Origin of the sequence: Kluyvera genomosp. 1 (assembly GCF_001266615.1) — a bacterium.
GTDB classification, from domain to species: domain Bacteria; phylum Pseudomonadota; class Gammaproteobacteria; order Enterobacterales; family Enterobacteriaceae; genus Kluyvera; species Kluyvera cryocrescens_A.
The window spans coordinates 77,231-101,149 of sequence record NZ_LGHZ01000022.1 but is presented as its reverse complement, the minus strand read 5'-3'; the positions used below and the strand labels follow the sequence as shown (position 1 = coordinate 101,149).

General features: G+C 55.4%; 19 protein-coding genes. 8 read left to right on the top strand and 11 right to left on the bottom strand.

From position 1 onward, the window contains the following. Positions 1-897: PTS fructose transporter subunit EIIC (locus KP80_RS13870; RefSeq protein WP_052284240.1), on the bottom strand; the 897-nt coding region annotated here is incomplete at its 3' end. 311 nt (positions 898-1,208) lie between these two features. Here KP80_RS13870 and ptsP point away from each other — a divergent pair. From ptsP to gldA, 3 genes are read left to right on the top strand one after another with little or no spacing between them, the layout of a single operon-like run. Then, a complete protein-coding gene (gene ptsP, locus KP80_RS13865) occupies positions 1,209-3,710 on the top strand; it encodes a phosphoenolpyruvate--protein phosphotransferase (RefSeq protein ID WP_052284239.1) in 2,502 nt (833 codons plus the stop codon). Positions 3,711-3,721: 11 nt separating this feature from the next. Then, positions 3,722-4,384 carry a fructose-6-phosphate aldolase gene (fsa, locus tag KP80_RS13860; protein WP_052284238.1) on the top strand — a complete coding sequence of 221 codons (663 nt, stop codon included), beginning with the start codon at positions 3,722-3,724 and terminating at the stop codon, positions 4,382-4,384. Positions 4,385-4,395: 11 nt separating this feature from the next. Continuing rightward, positions 4,396-5,499, top strand: coding sequence for a bifunctional L-1,2-propanediol dehydrogenase/glycerol dehydrogenase (gene gldA / locus KP80_RS13855; RefSeq protein ID WP_052284237.1), 1,104 nt, complete (start codon positions 4,396-4,398; stop codon positions 5,497-5,499). Positions 5,500-5,568: 69 nt separating this feature from the next. Here gldA and katG read toward each other — a convergent pair whose 3' ends face one another. From katG to metF, 3 genes are all read right to left on the bottom strand, one after another. After that, positions 5,569-7,743: a catalase/peroxidase HPI gene (katG, locus tag KP80_RS13850; RefSeq protein WP_052284236.1), complete on the bottom strand. Its 2,175-nt coding sequence runs from the start codon at positions 7,741-7,743 to the stop codon at positions 5,569-5,571. A 218-nt stretch (positions 7,744-7,961) separates the two neighbouring features. Continuing rightward, the gene (locus KP80_RS13845) at positions 7,962-8,873 is read right to left on the bottom strand and encodes a DMT family transporter (protein WP_052284235.1); all 912 of its coding nucleotides are present in this window, start codon (positions 8,871-8,873) and stop codon (positions 7,962-7,964) included. A gap of 143 nt (positions 8,874-9,016) precedes the next feature. Further along, complete coding sequence (metF, locus tag KP80_RS13840) at positions 9,017-9,901, bottom strand: methylenetetrahydrofolate reductase (protein ID WP_052284234.1); 885 nt, start codon at positions 9,899-9,901, stop codon at positions 9,017-9,019. A 409-nt stretch (positions 9,902-10,310) separates the two neighbouring features. On the opposite strand from metF, the gene KP80_RS13835 reads away from it, so the two are divergent. Continuing rightward, positions 10,311-11,810, top strand: coding sequence for a PTS transporter subunit EIIC (locus KP80_RS13835; RefSeq protein WP_052284233.1), 1,500 nt, complete (start codon positions 10,311-10,313; stop codon positions 11,808-11,810). Positions 11,811-11,898: 88 nt separating this feature from the next. Continuing rightward, positions 11,899-12,915, top strand: a complete 1,017-nt coding sequence (gene malI / locus KP80_RS13830) for a Mal regulon transcriptional regulator MalI (RefSeq protein WP_052284232.1) — start codon at positions 11,899-11,901, stop codon at positions 12,913-12,915. On the opposite strand, the gene KP80_RS13825 is transcribed toward malI, so the two are convergent. Beyond that, positions 12,912-13,796 carry a LysR family transcriptional regulator gene (locus tag KP80_RS13825; protein WP_052284231.1) on the bottom strand — a complete coding sequence of 295 codons (885 nt, stop codon included), beginning with the start codon at positions 13,794-13,796 and terminating at the stop codon, positions 12,912-12,914. The two genes, malI and KP80_RS13825, sit on opposite strands and share 4 nt — an antisense overlap. Positions 13,797-13,884: 88 nt before the next feature. Between KP80_RS13825 and KP80_RS13820 the strand changes: the two genes are divergently transcribed. Continuing rightward, the gene (locus KP80_RS13820; RefSeq protein WP_052284230.1) at positions 13,885-14,256 is read left to right on the top strand and encodes a carboxymuconolactone decarboxylase family protein; all 372 of its coding nucleotides are present in this window, start codon (positions 13,885-13,887) and stop codon (positions 14,254-14,256) included. 43 nt (positions 14,257-14,299) lie between these two features. Here the strand turns inward: KP80_RS13820 and KP80_RS13815 are convergent, their stop codons facing one another. Further along, a complete protein-coding gene (locus KP80_RS13815; RefSeq protein WP_052284229.1) occupies positions 14,300-16,732 on the bottom strand; it encodes a bifunctional aspartate kinase/homoserine dehydrogenase II in 2,433 nt (810 codons plus the stop codon). A gap of 2 nt (positions 16,733-16,734) precedes the next feature. Then, the gene (gene metB / locus KP80_RS13810) at positions 16,735-17,895 is read right to left on the bottom strand and encodes a cystathionine gamma-synthase (RefSeq protein ID WP_052284228.1); all 1,161 of its coding nucleotides are present in this window, start codon (positions 17,893-17,895) and stop codon (positions 16,735-16,737) included. 259 nt (positions 17,896-18,154) lie between these two features. Between metB and metJ the strand changes: the two genes are divergently transcribed. Further along, complete coding sequence (gene metJ, locus KP80_RS13805; RefSeq protein ID WP_052284227.1) at positions 18,155-18,472, top strand: met regulon transcriptional regulator MetJ; 318 nt, start codon at positions 18,155-18,157, stop codon at positions 18,470-18,472. A 57-nt stretch (positions 18,473-18,529) separates the two neighbouring features. Here the strand turns inward: metJ and KP80_RS13800 are convergent, their stop codons facing one another. From KP80_RS13800 to KP80_RS13790, 3 genes are read right to left on the bottom strand one after another with little or no spacing between them, the layout of a single operon-like run. Next, on the bottom strand, positions 18,530-19,474 hold the full coding sequence (locus KP80_RS13800) for an aminoimidazole riboside kinase (RefSeq protein ID WP_052284244.1): 945 nt from the start codon (positions 19,472-19,474) through the stop codon (positions 18,530-18,532). 15 nt (positions 19,475-19,489) lie between these two features. Further along, positions 19,490-20,926: a glycoside hydrolase family 32 protein gene (locus tag KP80_RS13795; protein ID WP_052284226.1), complete on the bottom strand. Its 1,437-nt coding sequence runs from the start codon at positions 20,924-20,926 to the stop codon at positions 19,490-19,492. A gap of 16 nt (positions 20,927-20,942) precedes the next feature. Continuing rightward, on the bottom strand, positions 20,943-22,184 hold the full coding sequence (locus KP80_RS13790; protein ID WP_052284243.1) for an MFS transporter: 1,242 nt from the start codon (positions 22,182-22,184) through the stop codon (positions 20,943-20,945). Between the two features lie 231 nt (positions 22,185-22,415). Here KP80_RS13790 and KP80_RS13785 point away from each other — a divergent pair, with 231 nt between their 5' ends. Beyond that, entirely contained in the window at positions 22,416-23,411 is a 996-nt protein-coding gene (locus tag KP80_RS13785) for a LacI family DNA-binding transcriptional regulator (protein WP_052284225.1), read from the top strand. A gap of 289 nt (positions 23,412-23,700) precedes the next feature. Here the strand turns inward: KP80_RS13785 and rpmE are convergent, their stop codons facing one another. After that, positions 23,701-23,913 (bottom strand): 50S ribosomal protein L31, encoded by a 213-nt coding sequence (gene rpmE / locus KP80_RS13780; protein WP_052284224.1) that lies wholly within the window; start codon positions 23,911-23,913, stop codon positions 23,701-23,703. Positions 23,914-23,919 lie beyond the last annotated feature (6 nt).

Genomic DNA, 23,919 nt, shown 5'->3' with positions numbered 1-23,919 from the left:
GGCGTAGCACTGCGCCCCCATTAACGCGGCGGTGACCGTACCGCACACGGAGCCCAGCATGATGGATGGAATCACGCGCAGCGGGTCAGCGGCAGCAAAGGGAATGGCCCCTTCAGTCACGCCGACGCAGCCCATCACCAGCGCCGCTTTGCCGGCTTCGCGTTCTTCATTGTTAAAGTTTTTACGGTTGATAAGTGTCGCTAACCCCAGCCCCAGCGGAGGGACACAGATACCAACAGCAGCGATAGCGACTACGGTGTAGACACCCTGAGAAACACAGATCAGCATGAAGGCGTAGGCCACTTTATTCACCGGGCCGCCCATATCGAACGCCAGCATCAGCCCCATAATCACCGCCAGCACCACGATGCTGCCTTGCTGCATCCCTTGCAGCCAGTGTGTCAGGCTGTTGGTCAGCATGCCAACCGGCTCACCCAGGCCCCACATCATGATGCCAGCCGTAATCAGCGTACCGATAATGGGGATAACGAAAATAGGCATCACCGAGCGCAGGACTTTATGCACCGGAATTTTCTTCAGGTAGTAAACAACGATACCGCCGATAATCCCGGCAATCAGTGCGCCGAAGAAACCGGCGCCAAAGCTGTTGCCGACCCAGGCACCAATCGCGCAGGGTGCCAGAGCGGAGCGCTCGGCGATGGAGTAGCCAATGTAGGCGGCGAGGAATGGCACCATCAGCGTCAGGCCCGCGACGCCAATATCAAACAGTTTTTTCAGGTTAGGATCGGTGGCAACATCCGGGACAGCACCCTTGCCGTACAGCATGACGGAGACCGCCAGTAAGATACCGCCCGCTACGACAAACGGGATCATGTGCGACACGCCCGTCATCAAATGCTGACGGGTATTTCTGAGTATTTGTACTAATTCTTTCATCAGTCGCTCCCGGGCTTTATTTGCCCATGTCTATTAAGGTGTTGTGGCAACAATAGGCAATTGGCAGCGGGACAGACAGTGGATAAAAAGTGCATTTACTGGATTTTTGTAATGTCAGCAGAAAAATGCGAGCGACCTCTAAAGTTGGCGTTATCTCCGTCTTTATAAGCCAGACAGACAACCTGTGAGGTTGGTCTCATTTTCCAATAGGCAATACATTTGTCCAGTTTTTGACATAAATGTCAGATAGCCGCGCCGATAACAAGCCCCCTATTCTGTTACCCATATCGAATGATTTGGGAGATAGGGTTATGACGTTGGTTGTTGAATTTGTCTGCGAATTACCGAATGGCGTGCACGCCCGTCCTGCCAGCCATGTCGAAACGCTGTGCAACACGTTTAGCTGCGATATTGAATGGCATAACCTACGGGCGGACCGCAAGGGCAACGCTAAGAGCGCATTGGCGATTATCGGTACCGATACGCTGGCGGGCGATAGCTGCCAACTACTGATTAGCGGTAATGATGAGCAAGCCGCCCATGAGCGCCTCACCGCATGGCTAAAAGAGGAGTTTCCGCTGTGCGATGCTCCACTGGCTCAGGCGGTCAGCGTGGAACAAGAAGCGCCACCTGAATCGTTAACCCGTTTGAATCCCACGCTGTTCCGCGCCCAGCCGGTCTGCAACGGCAGCGCAGGCGGCGTGCTCACCCCCCTTGCCGCGCTGGATCTTAATAACCTCGGCGAACTGCCACCAGCAAAAAGCCCAGAGCAAGAGCAGTCTGCACTCGATAGCGGTTTAACCCTGTTAGTCAAAACCCTGGAGCTGCGTCTGCTGGAAAATGACAGCACCGCCAGCGCGATTCTCGAAGCTCACCGTTCACTGGCCACCGACACTTCGCTACGCCAGCATCTGCTGGCAGGCGTTAACGGCGGTTTGAGCTGTGCGGAAGCGATCATCGAAAGCACTCGCCACTTTTGCGATGAATTTGCCCGTTCGAGCAGCAGCTATTTGCAAGAACGCGCGCTCGATATGCGCGATGTGGGCTTCCAGCTGCTGCAGCATATCTATGGCGAACAGCGCTTCCCGGCACCAGGGCAGCTTACTCAGCCGTCTATCTGCGTTGCCGAAGAATTAACCCCAAGCCAGTTTCTCGAGCTGGATAAAACGCTGCTCAAAGGTCTGCTGCTGGAAAGCGGCGGCACAACCTCGCACACGGTGATCCTCGCGCGCTCCTTTAATATCCCAACGCTTGTTGGCGTCGATATTTCCGCGCTAATGCCGTGGCAGAATCAAACCGTCTATCTTGACGGCAACGCCGGTGCGGTGGTTGTCGCCCCAGATGAAGCCATCACCCGCTATTACCAGCAGGAGGCCCGTGTACAGGCAGCCGTTCGCGAACAGCAAAGCGAATGGCTTCACAAAGAGGCGCGTAGCGCCGATGGCATTCGTCTGGAGGTTGCCGCCAATATCGCGCACTCGGTGGAAGCACAGGCGGCGTTTGGCAACGGTGCGGAGGCGGTTGGCCTGTTCCGTACTGAAATGCTCTATATGGACCGCACCAGCGAGCCGAGCGAAAGCGAGCTGTACAACATATTCTGTCAGGCGCTGGAGTCGGCTGACGGGCGCAGCATTATCATTCGCACCATGGATATTGGCGGCGATAAGCCGGTGGACTATCTCAACATCCCGGCGGAAAACAACCCGTTCCTCGGCTATCGCGCGGTACGTATTTATGAAGAGTACTCACAGCTTTTCACTACCCAGCTGCGAGCGATTCTGCGCGCATCGGCGCACGGCAGCCTGAAAATCATGATTCCGATGATCTCCTCGATGGAAGAGATCCTATGGGTCAAAGAAAAAGTTGCCGAAGCCAAACAACAGCTCCGTAACGAACACGTGCCGTTTGATGAACGTATTCCGCTGGGCATCATGCTGGAAGTGCCGTCGGTGATGTTTATCATCGACCAATGCTGTGAAGAGATTGATTTCTTTAGCATCGGCAGCAATGACCTGACGCAATATCTGCTGGCAGTGGATCGCGACAACGCCAAAGTGACCCGCCATTACAACAGCCTGAACCCGGCCTTTCTGCGCGCACTCGACTTCGCTGTACAGGCGGTGCATCGTCAGGGGAAATGGATTGGCCTGTGCGGCGAGCTGGGGGCAAAAGGCTCAGTACTGCCGCTGCTGGTTGGCCTCGGGCTGGATGAAATCAGCATGAGCGCGCCATCAATTCCGGCGACCAAAGCGCGTCTGGCGCAGCTTGATAGCCGTGCCTGCCGCCAGCTGCTCAATCAGGCCATGGCCTGCCGCACGTCACTTGAAGTGGAGCACCTGCTGGCCCAATTCCGCATGAGTCAGCAGGATGCCCCGCTGATTACGCCACGCTGTATCTCGCTGGATAACGATTGGCGCAGTAAAGAAGAAGTGCTCAAGGGCATGACCGATAACTTGCTGCTCGCCAGGCGCTGCCGCTACCCGCGTAAACTGGAAGCCGATTTATGGGCGCGTGAAGCAGTGTTCTCTACCGGCCTCGGCTTTAGCTTTGCGATTCCACACAGCAAGTCCGAACATATCGAACAATCGACCATCAGCGTCGCCCGGCTGCCCGCACCCATCGCCTGGGGTGATGAAGAAGCGCAGTTCATTATTATGCTGACGCTCAACAAACATGCCGCCGGCGACCAGCACATGCGCATTTTCTCGCGCCTGGCGCGCCGCATCATGCATGCCGAATTCCGCAGCTCTCTGGTTAACGCCGCCTCTGCCGACGCCATTGCCAGCCTGCTGCAACATGAACTGGAACTTTAAGAGGAAATAGCATGGAACTGTATCTGGATACCGCCAATGTGCAGGAAGTTGAACGCCTGGCCCGAATTTTCCCGATTGCTGGCGTAACCACCAACCCGAGCATTGTGGCTGCCAGCCGAGAGTCTATCTGGGACGTGCTGCCGCGCCTGAAACACGCCATTGGTGAACACGGTACGCTGTTCGCCCAAACCATGAGCCGCGATGCCGACGGCATGGTGACCGACGCGCGTAAACTCCACGAGGCAATTCCCGGCATTGTGGTCAAAGTCCCGGTGACAACGGAAGGACTGGCGGCGATCAAACAGCTCAAAAGAGAAGGTATTACGACTCTGGGCACCGCCGTCTATAGCGCCTCACAGGGCCTGCTCGCGGCGCTGGCCGGCGCGAAGTACGTGGCCCCTTACGTCAATCGCGTAGACGCCCAGGGCGGTGACGGTATCCGCATGGTACAGGAGCTGCAAACGCTGCTGGAGCTGCACGCACCTGACAGTAAAGTACTGGCCGCCAGCTTTAAAACACCTCGCCAGGCGCTGGACTGTTTATTAACAGGATGTGAAGCCATCACCCTTCCTTTAGATGTAGCGCAACAAATGCTCGGCACACCCGCGGTAGAGTCAGCTATAGAGAAGTTCGAGCAAGACTGGAAAAACGCATTTGGAAATCTAAACCTGTAGGGGAGAAATGTATGGATCGCATTATTCAATCACCAGGTAAGTATATTCAGGGCGCCGACGTCATCATGCGTCTTGGTGAATACCTCACGCCAATGGCTAACAGCTGGCTGGTCGTCGGCGACAAGTTTGTGCTGGGATTTGCTGAAGAGACGCTGCGTAAGAGCCTGACCGGCGCAGGCCTGTCGGTCGAAATCGCCCCGTTTGGCGGCGAGTGTTCGCAAAACGAAATCAATCGCCTGCAAGATGTGGCGAGCAGCGCAAAATGCAACGCGATTCTCGGTATTGGCGGCGGTAAAACGCTGGATACCGCCAAAGCGCTGGCCCACTTTATGAATCTGCCGGTCGCCATTGTGCCGACCATCGCGTCCACCGATGCCCCGTGTAGCGCGCTCTCTGTGCTCTACACCGACGACGGTGAATTTGACCGCTACCTGATGCTGCCGCATAACCCAAACATGGTTATCGTCGACAGCAAAATCGTCGCCGGAGCCCCAGCGCGTCTGCTGGCAGCCGGGATTGGCGATGCACTGGCCACCTGGTTTGAAGCGCGCGCCTGCGCTCGCAGCGGTGCGACTACCATGGCCGGCGGCCAATGCACTCAGGCCGCACTGGCACTCGCCGAGCTGTGCTACAACACGCTGATCGAGGAAGGTGAAAAAGCGATGCTCGCCGCCGAGCAGCACGTGGTCACCCCGGCGCTGGAGCGCGTCATTGAAGCCAACACCTATCTCAGCGGCGTCGGTTTTGAAAGCGGCGGCCTGGCAGCAGCGCATGCGATCCACAATGGCATGACGGCGATTCCGGATGCGCACCACTACTACCACGGTGAAAAAGTGGCGTTTGGCACGCTCACTCAGCTGGTGCTGGAAAATGCGTCGGTGGAAGAGATTGAGACCGTTGCCGCACTGTGCCACAGCGTTGGCCTGCCAATTACTCTGGCACAGCTGGATATTAAAGAAGATATTCCGGCGAAAATGCGCCTGGTGGCAGAAGCCGCCTGCGCGGAAGGCGAGACCATTCACAACATGCCAGGCGGTGCCGATCCTGACCGCGTTTACGCGGCGCTATTGGTTGCCGACCAATACGGACAGCGCTTCTTGCACGAGTGGGAGTAATTTCCCCTCGTCGAATGCCACAAACGAAAATCCCCGCTTACGCGGGGATTTTTTTATACCGTTGAGCCCTTACAGCAGGTCAAAACGATCCAGGTTCATCACTTTCACCCAAGCCGCGACGAAGTCTTTCACAAACTTCTCTTTCGCATCGCTGGAAGCATAAACTTCCGCCAATGCGCGCAGTACGGCGTTAGAGCCAAAGACCAGATCAGCGCGGGTAGCCGTGTATTTCACTTCACCGCTGGCGCGATCGCGGCCTTCGAACAGTTCAGAAGAAGCATCGGTCGCTTTCCACTCGGTGCGCATATCCAGCAGGTTGGCAAAGAAGTCAGTGCTGAGTACGCCCACGTTGTCGGTCAGAACACCGTGCTGGCTTTCATCAAAGTTCGCGCCCAGCACGCGCAGGCCGCCTACCAGCACCGTCATTTCCGGGGCAGTCAGCGTCAGCAGCTGTGCTTTATCAATCAGCAGAGACTCAGTGGTTGCTTCGCCTGGTGCTGCGCGATAGTTACGGAACCCATCGGCAATCGGTTTGAGCAGCTCAAACATCTCGATGTCCGTCTGATCCTGACGTGCATCGACGCGGCCCGGAGCAAATGGCACCTTGATGTTCACGCCAGCCGCTTGCGCCGCCTTCTCTACGCCGACAACGCCGGCCAGCACGATGATATCGGCCAGCGACGCTTTGTGCGCCGACTTATAGATACCTTCCAGCACAGGCAGAACGCGTGCCGCCGTAGCGTTGACGTCCCAGCCTCTCTGTGGAGCCAGCGCCAGACGTGCGCCGTTAGCGCCGCCGCGTTTGTCACCGCCACGGAAGGTGGAAGCCGAAGCCCAGGCAACGGAAACCAGCTCACTCACGGTCAGGCCAGACGCCGCGATCTCAGCCTTCAGGCTTTCGATATCATCAGCGGATGGCTGGAAGAACGGATGCGGCAGCGGATCCTGCCAAATCAGATCTTCTTTTGGCACTTCCGGGCCGATGTAACGCGCTTTTGGCCCCATATCACGGTGGGTCAATTTGAACCACGCGCGGGCAAAGGCTTCGTTAAAGGCCTGCGGATCGTTGAGGAAGCGGCGAGAAATTTTCTCGAAGTCCGGGTCAAAACGCAGCGTCAGGTCGGTAACCAACATGGTTGGCTTACGTTTTTTCGACGGATCAAACGGGTCAGGGATCAGATCCGGTGCATCCACCGCTTCAAACTGGATTGCGCCAGCTGGGCTGCGAGTCTGTACCCATTCGTATTTGAACAGGTTCTCGAAGAAGTAGTTGCTCCACTGGGTTGGCGTCTGTGTCCAGACCACTTCCAGGCCAGAAGTGATGGCGTCTGCGCCTGCGCCGCTGCCGAAGCTGTTTGCCCAGCCAAGACCCTGTGATTCAATAGGTGCAGCTTCCGGGTCAGCACCCACGTGCGTAGCTTCCGCCGCGCCGTGAGTTTTACCCAGCGTATGACCACCGGCGATCAGCGCCACGGTCTCTTCGTCGTCCATCCCCATGTTACCGAAGGTGGCGCGAATTGCCGATGCTGCCGACAGCGGTTCACCGCTGGCGTTTGGCCCTTCCGGGTTCACGTAGATGAGGCCCATTTCGGTGGCTGCCAGCGGACGTTTCGCTAGCTCTTCTGGGTCACGGTGCGCCAGCCAGGCTTTTTCATCACCCCAGTTAACGTCCAGATCCGGTTCCCACACGTCTTCACGACCCGCACCGAAGCCAAAGGTACGGAAACCGGAGTTTTCCAGCGCCACGTTACCGGCAAGGATATACAGATCCGCCCAGGAAATTTTCTGGCCGTATTTTTGTTTGATTGGCCACAGCAGACGTCGCGCCTTATCCAGGCTGACGTTGTCCGGCCAGGAGTTCAGCGGGGCAAAACGTTGTTGGCCACGACCTGCGCCGCCACGACCGTCCATTGAACGGTAGGTACCCGCACCGTGCCATGCCATGCGGATAAACAGCCCTACGTAGCTGCCCCAGTCGGCTGGCCACCAGGATTGGGAATCGGTTAACAGCGCGCGAATATCACCCTTTAACGCGGAGTAGTCCAGTTTGCTGAATTCTTTACGGTAATCGAAATCCTCGCCCAGCGGGTTGGACCGATTGGAATGCTGATTAAGAAGATCGACGCGAAGCTGCTTCGGCCACCAGTCTTTGCTACTGGTGCCAGCGCCTGCGCTCTGATCGTGCCCACCACCGTGGTGGAAAGGACATTTACCTGCGTTCTGGTTATCGTCTGGCGTGCTCATCACTATGCTCCCTTACAGTATTTATCGTTAAGATATACACCCATGCTGATAAGTTATAGCTGAAATGACCCACGGATTTGATAGTTAATTCCTCTTATTTTTTCCTTGTCAGAGAGGAATTTCTACGCAGGTCAGTCTTATCCTCACATATTTAGGGGTAATTGACTGTGATCGATAGGGAGAATTAATAATAAACCACTTAAAAAATAGGGATTACCTCAACGCTTAGTGTGAGTGTGCAGCTGGGAGGGCCGTTTTTTCAGGCTGACAATGGCCAGAGCAAAGACAATCAATGCGATGCCAAAACCTTCCAGGATGTCGGGCTGTTCACCTAATAACCACCAGGAAAACAGCACGCCAAACACCGGAACCGCCAACGTACTCAGGCTAGCAATACTGGCAGGTAGATTGCGCAGGACGTATAGCCACAGACTCCAGGCCAACGCCGTCGCCAGAATGGCGCTATAGCCCAACGCCCAGAAGACGCCCGGCTGCCAATCTATCGGCCGTTGCGGAACCAGTAATGCCACGACGCTCATCACCAACGCGGCATACAGCATCTGCCAGCTGGTGAGCGCCAGCAGATCCAACCCGGGATGGCGCTGATACAGACGTTTAGCAACAATCGCGCTCGCCCCCCAACTGATGCCGGAAAGGATCGCCAGCAGTGCGCTTTTTAACGATGTGAGGTCAAGTTGCCACGGCTGCATGACCAAACATAGCCCCGCAGCTGCCACGCCTATCGCGCCATATTGCAGCCGCCGCATACGTTCGCTGAGAAACAGCGCCGCCATAATGACCACCCAAAACGGCATGGTATAGGTGAGGATAGCCACCTTGCCCGCCCCACCGCTCATCAACGCCCACTGGGCGAGGCCAATCATGCCGCAGGTTTGCAGCAGCGCAATAGCCAGGGTGTAGCCGAAGGGCGTTGACCGCATACCGCGACCACGAATAAGTAGCACGATAAACAATAGAAATGCGCCAAAAATACAGCGAAGTGCAGTGAAATCGAAGGCGCCAATGTAAAGCGTCACCTGTTTCATCGCAATCCAGCTGTAGCTCCAGATGAGCGTCAGCAGCAGCAGGCCAACCAGCGCCAGCGGATTGCTTTTCCCTTCGGTAGACATGGTCGTTCCGTAACAGTGATGTGATGACCGTTACTATACTGCGCAAAAGCCCTGTCTAAACAGGGCTTTTATCTGGAACAGCCCGAAGAGGGCTGCTTGATATGATTTACCAGAGAAAGCGTCTATTGCCTTCTGCTGGAAGGTTACGCCGGACGCACACCCAGCGTGTGGCAGATGGCATAGCTCATTTCCGCACGGTTCAGAGTGTAGAAGTGGAAGTCCTTCACCCCTTCACGGCTGAGAATTTTCACCATATCCATCGCGATGTTCGCGCCCACCAGCTTACGGGTTTCGGCATCATCATCCAGACCGTTGAACATCTGCGACATCCAGGACGGAATGCGCACGTTGGTCATGTCGGCAAATTTCTTCGCCTGCTTAAAGTTTGATACTGGCAAAATGCCAGGGATAATTTCTACGTCGATACCGGCGGTTACGCAGCGGTCGCGAAATCGCAGATAGCTTTCCACATCGAAGAAGAATTGAGTGATCGCGCGGTTAGCCCCGGCGTCCACTTTACGCTTCAGGTTAAGCAGATCGGCCTGCGCACTTTTCGCTTCCGGATGCACTTCCGGGTAAGCCGCGACGGAGATATCAAAGTCAGCCACGTCTTTTAACAGCGTGACCAGGTCGGCAGCGTACATGTCCGGCTTGCCGCTGCCCGGCGGCAGGTCACCGCGCAGGGCCACAATATGGCGAATACCGTTGTCCCAGTAATCCTGGGCGATAGCGCGCAGTTCATCGCGGCTAGCGTCAATACAGGTCAGATGTGGCACGGCTTCCAGACCGGTACGATCTTTAATGCCTTTAATAATGCTGTGCGTACGGTCGCGCTCACCGGAGTTTGCGCCGTAGGTTACCGAAACGAATTTCGGCTTCAGGCTGCTTAGGCGATCGATAGAGTTCCACAGCGTTTGCTCCATTTCACTGGTGCGCGGCGGGAAAAACTCAAAGGAAACGTTAATCTGCCCGACTTCGGCCAGACTCTGGTTCAGCGCTTCCCGCTGGTTGGCGTGAAAAAAGCTCATACCTTACCTCATCAATCGCGTGTCATTATTGTTGTGTTGTGAACATCTATCCGTTTAGACGTCTGGATGTAAAAATGCCGCAAAAGGAGACAGGCGTCAATAGAAAGATCGGTTTAAAAAGTGAGTAATCCTCAGCGAAGGTGAAATTAATTCATCTGCCCGCGCATTACCCCATTTACCGTCAACTCCCAGAACGCCATTTTGCTAACAACCTCACTTTTTATACGCAATTAAAATTGGGATGTACATCGCATATTTCTCATACACCCGACGCCGAGACCAAAATTCTATTGCAGACGTTAATGGGTTGTTTCACGATAAGTAGAACGTTCTACTAAAACGTTATACTCACTATAAACAGGGTTATGAAAAGCACGCACGAAGAGGCGGCTATTCGGGGGAAATCAGTATGAGTCTGATATCGAGTGTCATTAAATCGCTTTCTAAACTGTCGATGATTGGTCGCGCGCTGATGCTGCCGATCTCGCTGCTGCCTGCGGCCGGTCTGCTGTTGGCATTTGGGGATAAATTCCATCTTCCGCTGATGATGAACGCAGGCGGGATTATCTTTGATAACCTGCCGATGCTGTTCGCTATCGGTTCTGCGGTTGGCCTGGCGTCTGAATCCGGCATCGCCGCGCTGTCGGCGGCCGTTTCGGTCTTCGTCACCAACATCACCATCAGTACGGTACTCAGTATTACCCCTGAAATGGCGGGACAAGGCGGGAAATACGCGATGGTTGTCGGTATTCCAACCCTGCAGATGGGCGTCTTTGGCGGCCTGATCTGCGGTATCCTCGCCGCCTGGTGCTATAACCGCTTCCATAAAATGCAGTTGCCGGAGTTCCTCGGCTTCTTCTCCGGCAAGCGTTTCGTCGCTATCGCTACCGCCCTGTTGTCATTCGTACTCGGGCTGATTCTGCCGTACATTTGGCAGCATATTCAGGCGGGTATCGATGCGCTGTCCGTGATTATCAACGGCGATAATCAGGCCGCGTCGACCTTCATCTTCGGGCTGGTTGAACGTGCGCTGATCCCACTGGGCCTGCACCACATCTGGTATCCATCTTTCTGGTACTCGTTTGGTGACTACACCACCCACGCAGGCCAGGTGATTCACGGTGACCAGACTATTTGGTTCAAAATGCTGGAAGAGGGTGTCAAATCCTTCAGCAGCGACACCTACCAGGACGCCGGTAAGTTCATGCAGGGTGAATTCCCGCTGATGCTGTTCGCACTGCCGGCTGCCTGTCTGGCGATGTATCACGAAGCGCACACCAAGAATAAGAAAATCGCTGCCGGTATTCTGTTCTCTGCCGCGCTGACCTGCTTCCTGACCGGGATCACCGAGCCGGTCGAGTTCACCTTCATCTTCGTCGCGCCGATTCTCTACGTCTTTAACGCCATCATGGCTGGTCTCTCCTATATGGTGATGTACCTGCTGCATGCGCATATCGCCAAGTCGTTCTCCGCCGGGCTTATCGACTACATCTCGTTTGGTATCCTGCCATCGTTTAACGGCTATCAGACTAACTTCCTCAACGCCATTATCGTTGGCGTGCCGATGGGGCTGATTTACTACTTCACCTTCCGCTTTGTCATTCGCCGTTTCGACGTGAAAACGCCGGGCCGCACGGAAACCACGGTAACCGCCAACGACAAGAGCGACACCGAGCTGGCTACCGATATCATCGGCCTGCTGGGCGGTGAGCAAAATATTGCCTCCGTGGGCTCCTGCATCACCCGACTGCGTCTTGAAGTAGAAGATAAAAAGGCGGTGGATAAGGATGGTCTTAACAATATCGGCGCACGAGGGGTAGTTTTCGTCGGCGATAACGGCATTCAGGTGATATTTGGCGCGCGAGCGCAATTTATCGCGCAAACCATGTCGACGATGATTGGCAAATAATCATAAGATTGTCAGCGGTTGGAGGTTCCCATTCCTGATGGGAGCCTCCTTGTTTTCTGTGGATTAGCGGTCTGCTCAGGGAGCGATTTTGAAGAAAGTCAGCATTATTGATGTCGCCAAAAAGGCGGGCGTCTCGGTCTCGACCGTGTCGCTGGTGCTTCGCCAGAAAGGTAAAATCTCCGATGCGACGATCGAGAAAGTGCAGGCTGCCATCAATGAGCTGGGCTATGTTCACAACATTGCCGCCGCCAACCTTCGCGCCAACACCTCCAATCTGATTGGCCTGATCTTAAGAGACTTTAGCGACAGCTTCTCCATCAAAGTAATGGCCAGCATCGTTCAGGAGCTAGAGTCGCAGGGCTTTATGGTCTTTCTCGGCCAACCGCTTAACGAGCATGAACATCTTGAGCGTTGCCTGCTATCGTTTAAGCAGCAGGGTGTCGCTGGGGTTATCTATCTGGCATCGGATGTAAACCGCGATACGCTTCCCGCACAAATTCGCCAGTGTCCGCTGCCGTTGGTCGTGGTGTCACAATCGCCGATCAAAGAAGCCTGTAATCTGGTGCTGCGCGATAACCAACAGGCAGCAAGCCTTGCCACGCGCTATCTTATCGAACGCGGACATCGTTACATCGCCTATCTGGGCGGACAAAATAACAATCTGATTCGTCAGCAGCGGTTGGAGGGTTTTCGCAACACCTTAACCCGCTACGGCATTACGCCACGGGAAGAATTTATCCCCGCCTGCGGCGATGATACCCACGCCGCCAGTATCGCCACCCGTCAGTTGCTGGAAAACAATAACGCCATCACCGCCGTGCTGTGCCATTCTCCGGACGCGATGATCGGCTGCATTGATGGGATTCATAAAGTGGGCCGCACCGTGGGGAAGGACGTGTTTCTGACCCAACAGGTCGCACTGATTGGCTTTGAGGATATGCTGCACATCAACCTCACTTCGCCGGCGTTTAGCTATGTCTCCTCGGCGAGCGAAGAGACCGGCCGCCAGGCGGCAACGCTGATGATCCGTAAGCTCAGAGAACCGACGCTGCAAAATCAGTCCATCACGCTTTCCGGACAGTTGGTCACCCGCGAATCAGCTTAAAGTAGATCGGCCAGCCCGCGCAGCCGCGCCTCATTTTCCGCCAGCATTACCAATCCACAACGCACGTTGAGCACCCCGTCGCTGAGCGGGCGAAACACCACGCCCTGCCGCTGAATGGCGGCAAACGACGCCGGAAACAGGCTTAAGCCATCACCACGGGCAATGCGCGCCAGCAGGATGTCATGTTCCAGCGGCTCTTCAATACAGGTTGGCGCATAGCCCGCACGACGGAAAATACCCCGCGTGTAGTCAAAAAAGGCGGGGTTACGCTCACGCTTAAACCAAAACAGCGGTCGCGAATTCAGCGCGCTCAACGTCAGCAAATTTGCCTCGGCCTCCGGCCAGCGAGAAGGCAACGCGGCAATCAGCGGTTCTTGTAGAATGAGTGGGATAACGGAAAGCCCTTCCGTCTCTAGCGGCAGCGCCACCAGCGCGGCGTCCAGCTTCCCGCGCCGAACCTGACGCACCAGCTCCGGCGAACCGTGACGCACAATACTTAATGCCTCAAATCGGGCTTCAAGACATATTTCCAGCTCGCTAAACACGCCCTGCTCAAAGGCCGTGGTCAACCCTAAACGCAGCGACGGCACGCCGCTTTGCGCAAACTTAGCGAGTACCGCGTAGGTTTTATCCTGCTGCGACAGCAGCGGGCGGACAATATCCAGCACCCGCTGTCCTTCCTCGGTCAGGGTCAATCCTTTGGTATGGCGAACAAAAAGCGTCAGCCCCAGCCGTTCTTCAAGCTGGCGAATGTGGCGGCTGAGCGGAGGCTGCGACATAAACAGTCGCTGCGCCGCGCGGCTCATATTGTTCTCTTCCGCCACCACGGCAAAGTAGCGCAGCAGGCGAATATCGAGAGAGTGAAGTGCGGAATTCGTCATACCAAAAAGGTATCACGGAATCGGTATTATCCAAATCGTTCTGCGCGCCCTATCCTCACGCCATACCCACATCAATGAGGAATAAGTCATGCCTTCAGAACGCTTTATTACCGGTCAGAAAATGCTGCAACAGGTGGATGGCAAAGGCGGCGATGCGGTCGTCGAGAGCTTAAAAGACATCGCTCCCGACTTTGCCCGCTATCTGCTGGAGTTTCCTTTTGGCGATATCTATGCACGCCCGGGTCTCGACTTACGCAGCCGGGAAATCGCTACCGTCGCCGCGCTCACCGCGCTAGGCAACGCCGCACCGCAGCTGAAGGTGCATATTGCCGCGGCGCTACATGTGGGATTAACCCAAGAGGAGATTATCGAAGTCATCATGCAGATGGCGGTTTATGCTGGATTCCCAGCGGCATTGAACGGGCTGTTTGCGGCAAAAGAAGTATTTGCGAAGCAGTAAACCGACCGACGCATGATGCGCAGGCCGGATAAGAAAAGGCAGGTTACAGCAGCTGTGCCAGGCGGTTGATATCCGACTGAATGGCCCCGGCGGTCACGTCGCGACCGGCACCCGGCCCGCGAATAACCAGTGGGTTATCACGATACCAGCGGCTTTCGATAGCAAACACGTTATCGCACGGCAGCAGCGCCGCCAGCGGATGTTCCTGACGCACCGCCTCTACGCCAACGCGCGCTTTGCCGTTGGCGTCAAAACGCGCCACATAGCGTAGCACCAGCCCCATTTCCTGCGCCGCTTCCAAACGCTGGATCATTTGCTCGTTGAGCTCATCACCATTTTCAAAGAAATGGTCGATAGAGCCACCTTCACAATGCGCGGGAACCAGCGATTCAACGCGTACCTGATCCGGCTCGATATCGTAACCCGCTTCGCGCGCCAGAATCACCAGCTTACGCATCACGTCTTTCCCAGACAGGTCAACGCGCGGGTCCGGCTCAGTTAGCCCCTGCTGCCACGCCTGATCGACCAAATCGGTAAACGGCACGGTGCCATCAAACTGTAGAAACAGCCACGAGAGTGTCCCGGAGAAAATACCGCTGATGGCCAGAATGCTATCGCCGCTGTCGATCAAATCGCGCACAGTATGGTTAACCGGCAGACCCGCACCAACGGTGGCGTTATACAACCAGTGACGGCCGGTTTTTTCGAAGGCATCGTGGATTTGGCGATACTTGTCGCTGGAGCTCGCTCCGGCCAGTTTGTTGGCGCTGATCACATGGAAACCATGGCTGGCGAAATCCAGATACTGATCGGCCAGCTGTTCACTGGCGGTAATATCCAGCACCACTAAATCATCGTATGGGTGAGCGCGCATCCACAGGAATAATGATTCTTCATCCTGCTCAACGGCCTCGTCATCGAAGAAGGCCAGCGCACGACTGGCATCAAGCCCTTCGTAGCTCAGCAGGCTGCGGCGGCTATCCACCACGCCCGCCAGCACAAATTCAAAACCGGTACGCGCCGAGAGCGTACCCTGCTCACGAGCAAACAGCTCCAGCCAGCGGGAGCCGATGTTGCCTTTACCAAACAGCACCAGACCAATGCGTTTTTCCGCGCGGAACAGCGACTGATGCAGCCCCTGAATCAGGCTTTCGGTTGGGCCAGCACGCAGTACGGCCACCAGGCTAATGCCCTCTTCCGACTGCCAGGTAAACTCAACCGGCTGACCCTTAAGCTGCTGCCAGAAACGGTGGCAGTGCAGCGGGTTACGGGTGACACCCGCCCCCACCATCGCTACCAGCGCCAGCCCCTGGCGCAAGCGCAGTTCACCCGGCAGGCCAGCTTCATCAAGAATTCGCAGCGCACTGTCGGCGACTTCGGAGGTATAGCAGAACTGCAGAAGTCGATGATCGGTATGAACACCAACAGCCAGTGGGCGGATCTGCGCACGCTTAAGCAGTTGATCAATTTCTTTATGTGCCAGTTTAAAGTCCTGGCTGCCCGGAACGCGGAACTCGATCAGACAGACGTCATCGTGGCTGGTGACAATGCGTGCGCCCGTACCGGATGCCAGCACGCGTTCAATGCGCGTTGAACCCTGTTCGGGGGTGTAACTACAGCGTAATTGCAGGTCGATATCGCTGCCGGAAACCGGCTGTAGCGTACGGGTATGCAGTACCGGTGCCGCCAGACGCGCCAGCTCACTGGCTTCATCCAGACGCAGCAGCGGCAGCAGACAGGCATCTTTCACTTTACGCGGGTCGGCGCTGTAGACACCGGCGACGTCGCTCCAGATGGTGACGCGGGAAACGCCCGCCAGTGCACCGATTTGCGTGGCCGAGTAGTCAGAGCCGTTACGCCCCAGCAGCACGGTTTCACCCGCGTTGTTGCGGCTGATAAACCCAGTGACTACCAGGCGTTTACCCGGGTGTTGAGCCATCAGCTGTTGCAGCAGAGGATAGGACAAACCTTCATCCACCTGTGGCTGTGCACTGCGCTCCGCGCGTAAAAAGGCGCGCGCGTCGAGCCATGCCGCATCAAGACCCTGTAGCTTCAGCACTTCTGCCATCAGACGCGCCGACCACAGCTCACCGTGACCGACCACTTCCGCATACACAGTATCATTAACGCCGGCATCCAGAAGCCCTGCCAGGCGCTCGAGGTCGTGGATAAAATCGGCAATCATGCCGTCAGCAATTTCTGCCGGCAGCAGGCCGCTAATCAGGTCCGACTGATAGCGGCGCAGCGTCTGCTGAACCTGATGCGCAGAGAGGCGATCGGTCTGGCTGAGTTTGAGCCAGTTGATCAGCTGGTTGGTGGTGCTCCCGGCGGCGGAAACCACCATCATATCGCCGGGCTGCGAGTACTCCGCCATAATCCCGGCAACGCGCAGGTAACACTTCACATCCGCCAGACTACTCCCACCAAATTTATGCAGCTGACGCTCTTTCGCCCCTGCCTGCGCAATCACACTCATGTTTACCCCTCGGCTGCAATCCGGAATCCATTTTCCAGATCGGCAATTAAGTCTTCACTATCTTCAATACCGGTTGAGATACGCAATAGCGTCTCAGAAATACCTGCAGCGGCACGCGCTTCTGGCGCCATGCCCGCGTGCGTCATGGTTGCCGCATGAGAGATCAGGCTCTCTACGCCACCCAGCGACTCTGCCAGCGTGAACAGCGACAGTCCACTCAGGAAACGACGCAGCGTTTGCTCGTCGCCGTCGAGCTCAAAGCTCAGCATCGCACCAAAACCTTTCTGCTGACGCGAGGCAATTTCGTGACCCTGGTTTTCCGGCAGAGAAGGATGATACAGCTTTTTCACCAGCGGCTGTGTTTTCAGGAAGTCGACAATCGCATAAGCGTTGCGTTGCGCCACTTCCATGCGTGGAGACAGCGTACGCAGGCCGCGCAGCAGCAGGTAGCTGTCGAAAGCGCTGCCGGTGACGCCGATATTATTCGCCCACCATGCCAGTTCTGTGACGGTATCAGGATCTTTTGCAATCACCACGCCTGCCACCACGTCAGAGTGACCGTTCAGGTATTTGGTGCAGGAGTGCAGCACCAGATCGGCACCTAACGCCAACGGGTTTTGCAGCGCCGGGCTTAGGAAGGTATTATCCACCACGCTCACCGCGCCAGCTTCGCGGGCCAGCTGGCAGATTTTCGCAATATCAACCACGCGCAGCAGTGGGTTGCTTGGGCTTTCCACCAGCACCAACTTCGGTTTCTCTGCCAGCGCCGCTTTCAGCGCCGCATCGTTACCCTGATCGACAAACAGCACGCGATAGCAGCCGCGTTTAGCCAGGCTGTCAAACAGACGATAGCTGCCGCCATAGCAGTCATGCGGCGCAACCAGCAGGTCGCCCGGCTTCAGGAAAACGGTGGTCACCAGATGAATCGCCGACATCCCCGTATTGGTCATCACGGCGCCAGCGCCCCCTTCCAGCTCGGCCAGCGCCCGCTGAACCACATCGCGCGTCGGGTTACCGCGACGGGAGTAGTCATGCGCACGCGGCTCATTAAAACCGGTGAAGTTGTAGGTGCTGGAAAGATGGATAGGCGGGACAACACAACCGTACTGCTCGTCGTCATTTAAACCGCTACGCACTGCGATGGTGGCCTGTTTACGGGTCATGAGGATTCGTTCCTGGCAAGGTCGGTGAAAAGTCAGACTCCAGAGTAAACATACTTTACATAGCCGTCAATACATCTAGACTTCTAAACTTCTTTGCGTATAGATTGAGCTATTGGCAAATAGCCGTTAAAATTATATGCATTAGCGCACATCTGCGAAGGCTAAACTCGTGCCAGAACGGGGCCCGTACGGTAAACTGCGCGCGATCATGGTCGTGAACCGGCCTGTTAACTAATGACTAGAGGATTAAAGGTATCTCATGGCTGAATGGAGCGGCGAATATATCAGCCCATACGCTGAGCACGGTAAGAAGAGTGAGCAAGTAAAAAAAATTACGGTTTCCATTCCTCTGAAGGTGTTGAAGATCCTCACCGATGAACGCACGCGTCGTCAGGTCAACAACCTGCGTCACGCCACGAACAGCGAATTGCTGTGTGAAGCGTTCCTGCATGCCTTTACCGGTCAACCGTTACCTAACGATGAAGACCTGCGTAAAGAACGCAGCGATGAAATTCCAGAAGCAGCAAAACTGATCATGCGTGAGCTGGGGATTGACCCAGAGACGTGGGAGTACTGATCTCATGAAAAGCCGGTAAACGTCTGCGTTTACCGGCTTTTTCGTTTCATGGGAGGATTATTTTACTTCATACTCCGGTAGCGAGCGGGCGCCAATAAACTGCGCCACCGTCGCGTTATCCGGCACCGCGGTCAACGCGCCTTTTTGCGTGGTCGCCAATGCGCCACAAGCGCTTGCCTGTGCCATCGCCCGATGCAGCTGCGCGAAATCTTCGGGCATGCCATGTTCGGCAATTCCCGACAGCAGCCCCGCCATAAAGGCATCACCTGCCCCGGTCGTATCCACACTCTCAACTGCATAACCATTAAAATGAGTCACCTTACCGTGCCAGAGCACCATCGCGCCCTGCGCACCGTAGGTGATCACTTTCAGCCGAGCAGGATAGGTCGCAATCGCCGCCACCGCCTGGCTGAAATCCTGCGTCTGGGTAAGCCAGTACCACTCCTCTTCCGAGAGCTTCAGAATATCGGCTTGCAGAGCAAACTGGTGCACCGTTTCTAGCATGATTTGGGGCTCAGGCCACATCTGCGCCCGCAGATTAACATCGAAGCTCAGCAGGCCATTTTGCGGCTTAAGCCGCGCAATCGCCTCCGTTAGAGTCTCCCGGCAAACGGGCGCCACCAGCGCCAGGGAGCAGAAGTGCAACATGTCCGCGCCAAAAGCCGGTAACGCCTGCTGGGACAAAAACTGATCGGCTGAGGGACTCACGAGAAAGGTAAAGTTCCGCTCACCCTCTTTGCCCAGCGAAACCACGACGGTACTGGTGCGATGCTGGCTATCCCGTTCTATGGTGTCAATATCGACACCATAGTCGTTTAATGTCTGCTGTAAAAGATGACCGAAGGGATCGTCACCCACCCGACCAATAAAACCGCTGTGGCAGCCTAATCGCGCCGCGCCAACGGCGACGTTCAGCGGCGCGCCGCCAGGGCAGACTTCATACTGATTCCCGGATAAAGGCAGTAGATCGGCCACCGCATCACCCAACGCCCAGATATTCATCATTGTGGTTCCTCGTTATTTATCCAAAGGCCAGTAGCCACCCGAACTCAACGTCGCGGTGCCATTGTTGGCAAACAAACAGAGTTGGCGCTGGGCGTCTTGTGGATAAATACGGCTGCTTAAACAGGCCTCACCATCATTCACGAAGACCTCGATGGAAGAACGGTCGATAAAAATCCGCAATGAAAGACGATCGGCGACAGGCAGCGGCACGCTTCGACTCCCCTCCAACATCAACTGCGGATAGCGGCGCTCCAGCACCAGCCGTTGCGACTGTGCATCAACATAGATCCGCAGACCATCACCCAGTGCGATGCCATAGCATTCGGCGGTTGCGCTGTTGATATCCCACACTAGATCCAGCTCAATCGCCTCAGCATCCTCGACAATTAGCGAAGATTGGTTCTTTAAATGCTGCGCCAGTAACGGATAGTAACTGCCGCGTAGCGTCGCCACCTCTTCTGCGGGCGTCATTCTTAAACGATTATCGGCACCCAAACGGATCTCACGCGGCAAGGAGAGCATACCTGCCCAGCCATCTTGCTGTTCCGGCATAGGCGACTCCCACATATCCAGCCATCCCATCACAATTCGTCGGCCATCCGGCGTCAGGAAGCTCTGCGGTGCATAGAAATCATGGCCGTGATCCATTTCGATAAATTCGCCGTCGGACACAAACGGCTGCCCAGGCTGCCAGTCACCAACCAAATAGCCGCTTTGGAAAAGATTACGGTTGCGGTAACCCTCCGCCGCCATCCCCTGCGGCGAGAACATCAACACCCGCTTGCCGTCGAGTATGAAGAAGTCCGGGCATTCCCACATAAAGCCCATTCCATCTTTTGCTTCGGCGAGAATCCCCTGGTCCTGCCAGTCCCGGAGGTCACCGGAACGATACAGACGAACCTGGCCGGTATCTCCCACCCGCGCCCCTACAACCAGGTACCAATCATCCCCTTCACGCCAGACTTTCGGGTCGCGGAAGTGGTGCAAGCCTGCTGGGGTATCAATGATCTGTCCCTGGCGTTCAAAGTGAACGCCGTCACGACTGGTCGCCAGGCACTGCACCTGATAGAGATTGTCATCGCTGCGGGGATCGCCATGAAATTTATGCCCGGTGTAGATCAGCGCGAGCCTATCGCCATCCACTACCGCCGAGCCGGAGAAACAGCCGTCTTTGTCCTCCGGCCCTTCCGGAGCGAGCGCCACCGGCAGATGTTCCCAGTGCACCAGATCCTGGCTCCGGGCATGTCCCCAGTGCATCGGCCCCCATTTTGTTGAGTAGGGATGATGCTGATAAAACGCGTGATACCAGCCGTCAAACCAGACCAGTCCGTTAGGATCATTCATCCATCCAGCCCGGGCCGCGAGGTGATAGCGCGGATACCACCGCGGATTCAGCGCCGCGCGCCGGGTCTGCAGTTCCTGTTCAGCTTTGGCAATTGAGAAGGTCATAGTCAGTACTCTTTATTCAGACAACAGAAGATTGCGGCAGGAGCGTGCCGGAGGCGGGCTTGCTGGCGCGTAAGAGGAAAATGGAGATAAAGGTGGTACAGAACACCAGCGCCCCCATAAAAAGATAGGATTCGGCAAAGCCATATTTTTCATAGCTGTAGCCCGCGAGCGGCGACAGTACGGTAGCAATCACCGAACTGGTGCAGGCGAACCCCACCAGATACAACGTGGAAGAGAGTCGCTTATCGAAATGGGCGCTGTTGTATTTGAATATGGAAACCAGCAGCACCGGGAGCTCAACACCGTGCAACAGTTTGGTTATCGAGATAAGTACCGGCCCTTCCACCAGCCCGGAAGCCACCATGCGTAGCGCCATTACCATGCCGGCAAAAATCAGCCCATTTTTGGCCCCGATACGATTCACCAACCACGGCGCACAGAACATTCCCGCAGCTTCGAGGAATACCTGGAACGAATTGAGGTAACCGTACATGGCGTTGCCTTCCTGCAACGTCGGAAACTGAGAAGAGAAATAGACGGGGAACTGCTGATCGTAGACGCTGTAAATACAGGTACCGACCACGAAAAATACCAGTGCCCAAAAGCGTGGCAGTACCAGCAAACGCAGCGCGTCTTCCAGCTTCACTTTACCGCCAGCCTCTTCGGCTACTCTGCTTTGCTCATCGGTTGCCACGCGCAAGCGCACCAGTAACAAGAAGAAAACCAGCCCCGAGCATGTCGCGACCACGAAGTTAAGTTTGGGGTTGATATTGAAGAGCAGACCAGCAAAAAAGGTCGCAACGGCCCACCCGAGCGAACCCCACATCCGCGCTTTACCAAACTCAAAATGGGTCTGCCGCGCAACGCGTTCCGTATACGACTCCAGCACGCCAATCCCGCCGTTGAAGGTCAACCCGATGTAGATGCCGCCAAAAATACTACCGAGCAAAATATTCTGTTTGAGCAGGTAGCCGAAGAGCAGGAATGCAGGCCCCGAGAGGATCAGCAAAACGGTGATATACCAAAGCAGATTTTTACGCAGGCCTAGCCGGTCCTGAATAAATCCATAGCAAATCTGCGCAAACAGTGCTGAAACCGACAGCACGGCATAAATAATCCCGGTATCACCAGGCTTCAACCCTACCTCCTGATGGAGCCAGATAGACAGCAGCGAGCCGGAAGAGGACCAGGTGACAAAAAAGAAAAACAGCAAAGCACTGAGTATCAGGTAACTGCGGGAATGATGTTCTTTCATCATGGCGATCTCATCGTGGATTAACGCCACAATGGTAACGTTAACAAAAAACATAACTCATGCGATTTTGCTGCGATATCCGATGTTAATCACAAAAGTTAACGTTAACATAATAAAAGTAAGATCATGATCAATTATTTGATACCATGCCGACGGCATAGAGTGCGTTAGAATAGCGCGCTATCCTTTAACATCAGTGAGTTAGTTGTTTAGTGGCAACGGTGGAGTAACAACATGGCATCCTTGAAAGATGTAGCAAAGCTGGCGAACGTCTCCCTGATGACGGTTTCCCGCGCCCTAAACAGCCCGGAACAGCTCAAGCCGGAAACGCTGGCGCGCGTTCAGTCTGCCATTGCCCAGACCAACTACGTCCCCGATCTGTCGGCGAAGAAAATTCGCGGTGCGCATGACACGGCAAAAACTATCGGCGTACTGGCGCTGGATACGGTGACCACGCCGTTTTCGGTCGAGATCACGCTTTCTATTGAGGAAACGGCGCGGGCCCACGGCTGGAATAGCTTCGTGGTGAACATGTTTTCCGACGACAGGCCGGAAGCGATTGTCGACCTGCTTCTATCTCACCGTCCCGGCGGAATTATTTACACCACCATGGGGCTTCGCCAGGTGCCGGTTCCCGACAAACTGATGACGTTACCGTGCGTGTTGGCAAACTGTGAAAGCCTGCACCATCCGGTGGCGAGCTATATCCCTGACGACGAGCAAGGACAGTATGCGGCGGTCACCGGCCTGCTGGCTGCGGGCTACAAGCGCCCGCTGTGTCTGCATCTGCCGCAAAATCATCTGGCAACCCTTCGTCGCCGTCGCGGGCTGGAACGCGCCTGTCGGGAAGCAGGAATAAACCCGAACGGGCTGACGCATGTCTATATGGAGCACGGCGACGAACACTATCGCGATATTCCCGCCCGTGTTCTGGAGCAAATCGTTCTGGGCAAACCGCTGTTTGACTCTATTATTTGCGGTAACGACCGCATCGCATTTATGGTTTATCAGACGCTGCTGGCGCAGGGGCTACGAATCCCGGAGGACGTGGCGGTACTCGGCTACGACAATATGGTGGGCATTGGCGATCTGTTCCTCCCCCCCCTCTCAACGGTGCAGCTTCCCCACTATGAAATTGGTCGTCTCAGCGCCCTGCATATTATCAACGGCGACAACCATCGGGGTACCGTTCGCGTGTATAGCCCGTGGATACCCGGAAAATCGATATAAAAAAACCGCTTAGATAAGCGGTTTTCTGGAATGGTTTGCGTCTTAGAAGCGCGTAACTTCAGGATGCAGTTCAGACATAGAAATCAGGTAGGAAACAAAAACGTTTTTGATTGCGGTCAGCATAGCCACTCCTTTACCCATGATTATTTTAAGGTCATTTGATGGGCAAATAATAAGCGCATCTGAAACGCTGTGCAATAATTTTGTGATATGAATCACATAATTATTTGGCGATGCCGAAATTCAGAGACAAAAAAAGCGCCCGGAGGCGCTTTTTTTGTTGGGCAACTTACTTGCTGCCTGGGATGCTGAAACGCTTGTTGAAGCGGTCAACACGGCCACCGGTAGCAACGTCACGCTGCTTGCCAGTATAGAACGGGTGGCATTTACCGCACACGTCCAGGTTCAGATCGTGACCTACGGTAGAGCGGATTTTCATGACGTTACCGCAAGAGCAAGATGCAGTAATTTCTTCGTATTTCGGGTGAATATCTTTTTTCATGGGGAA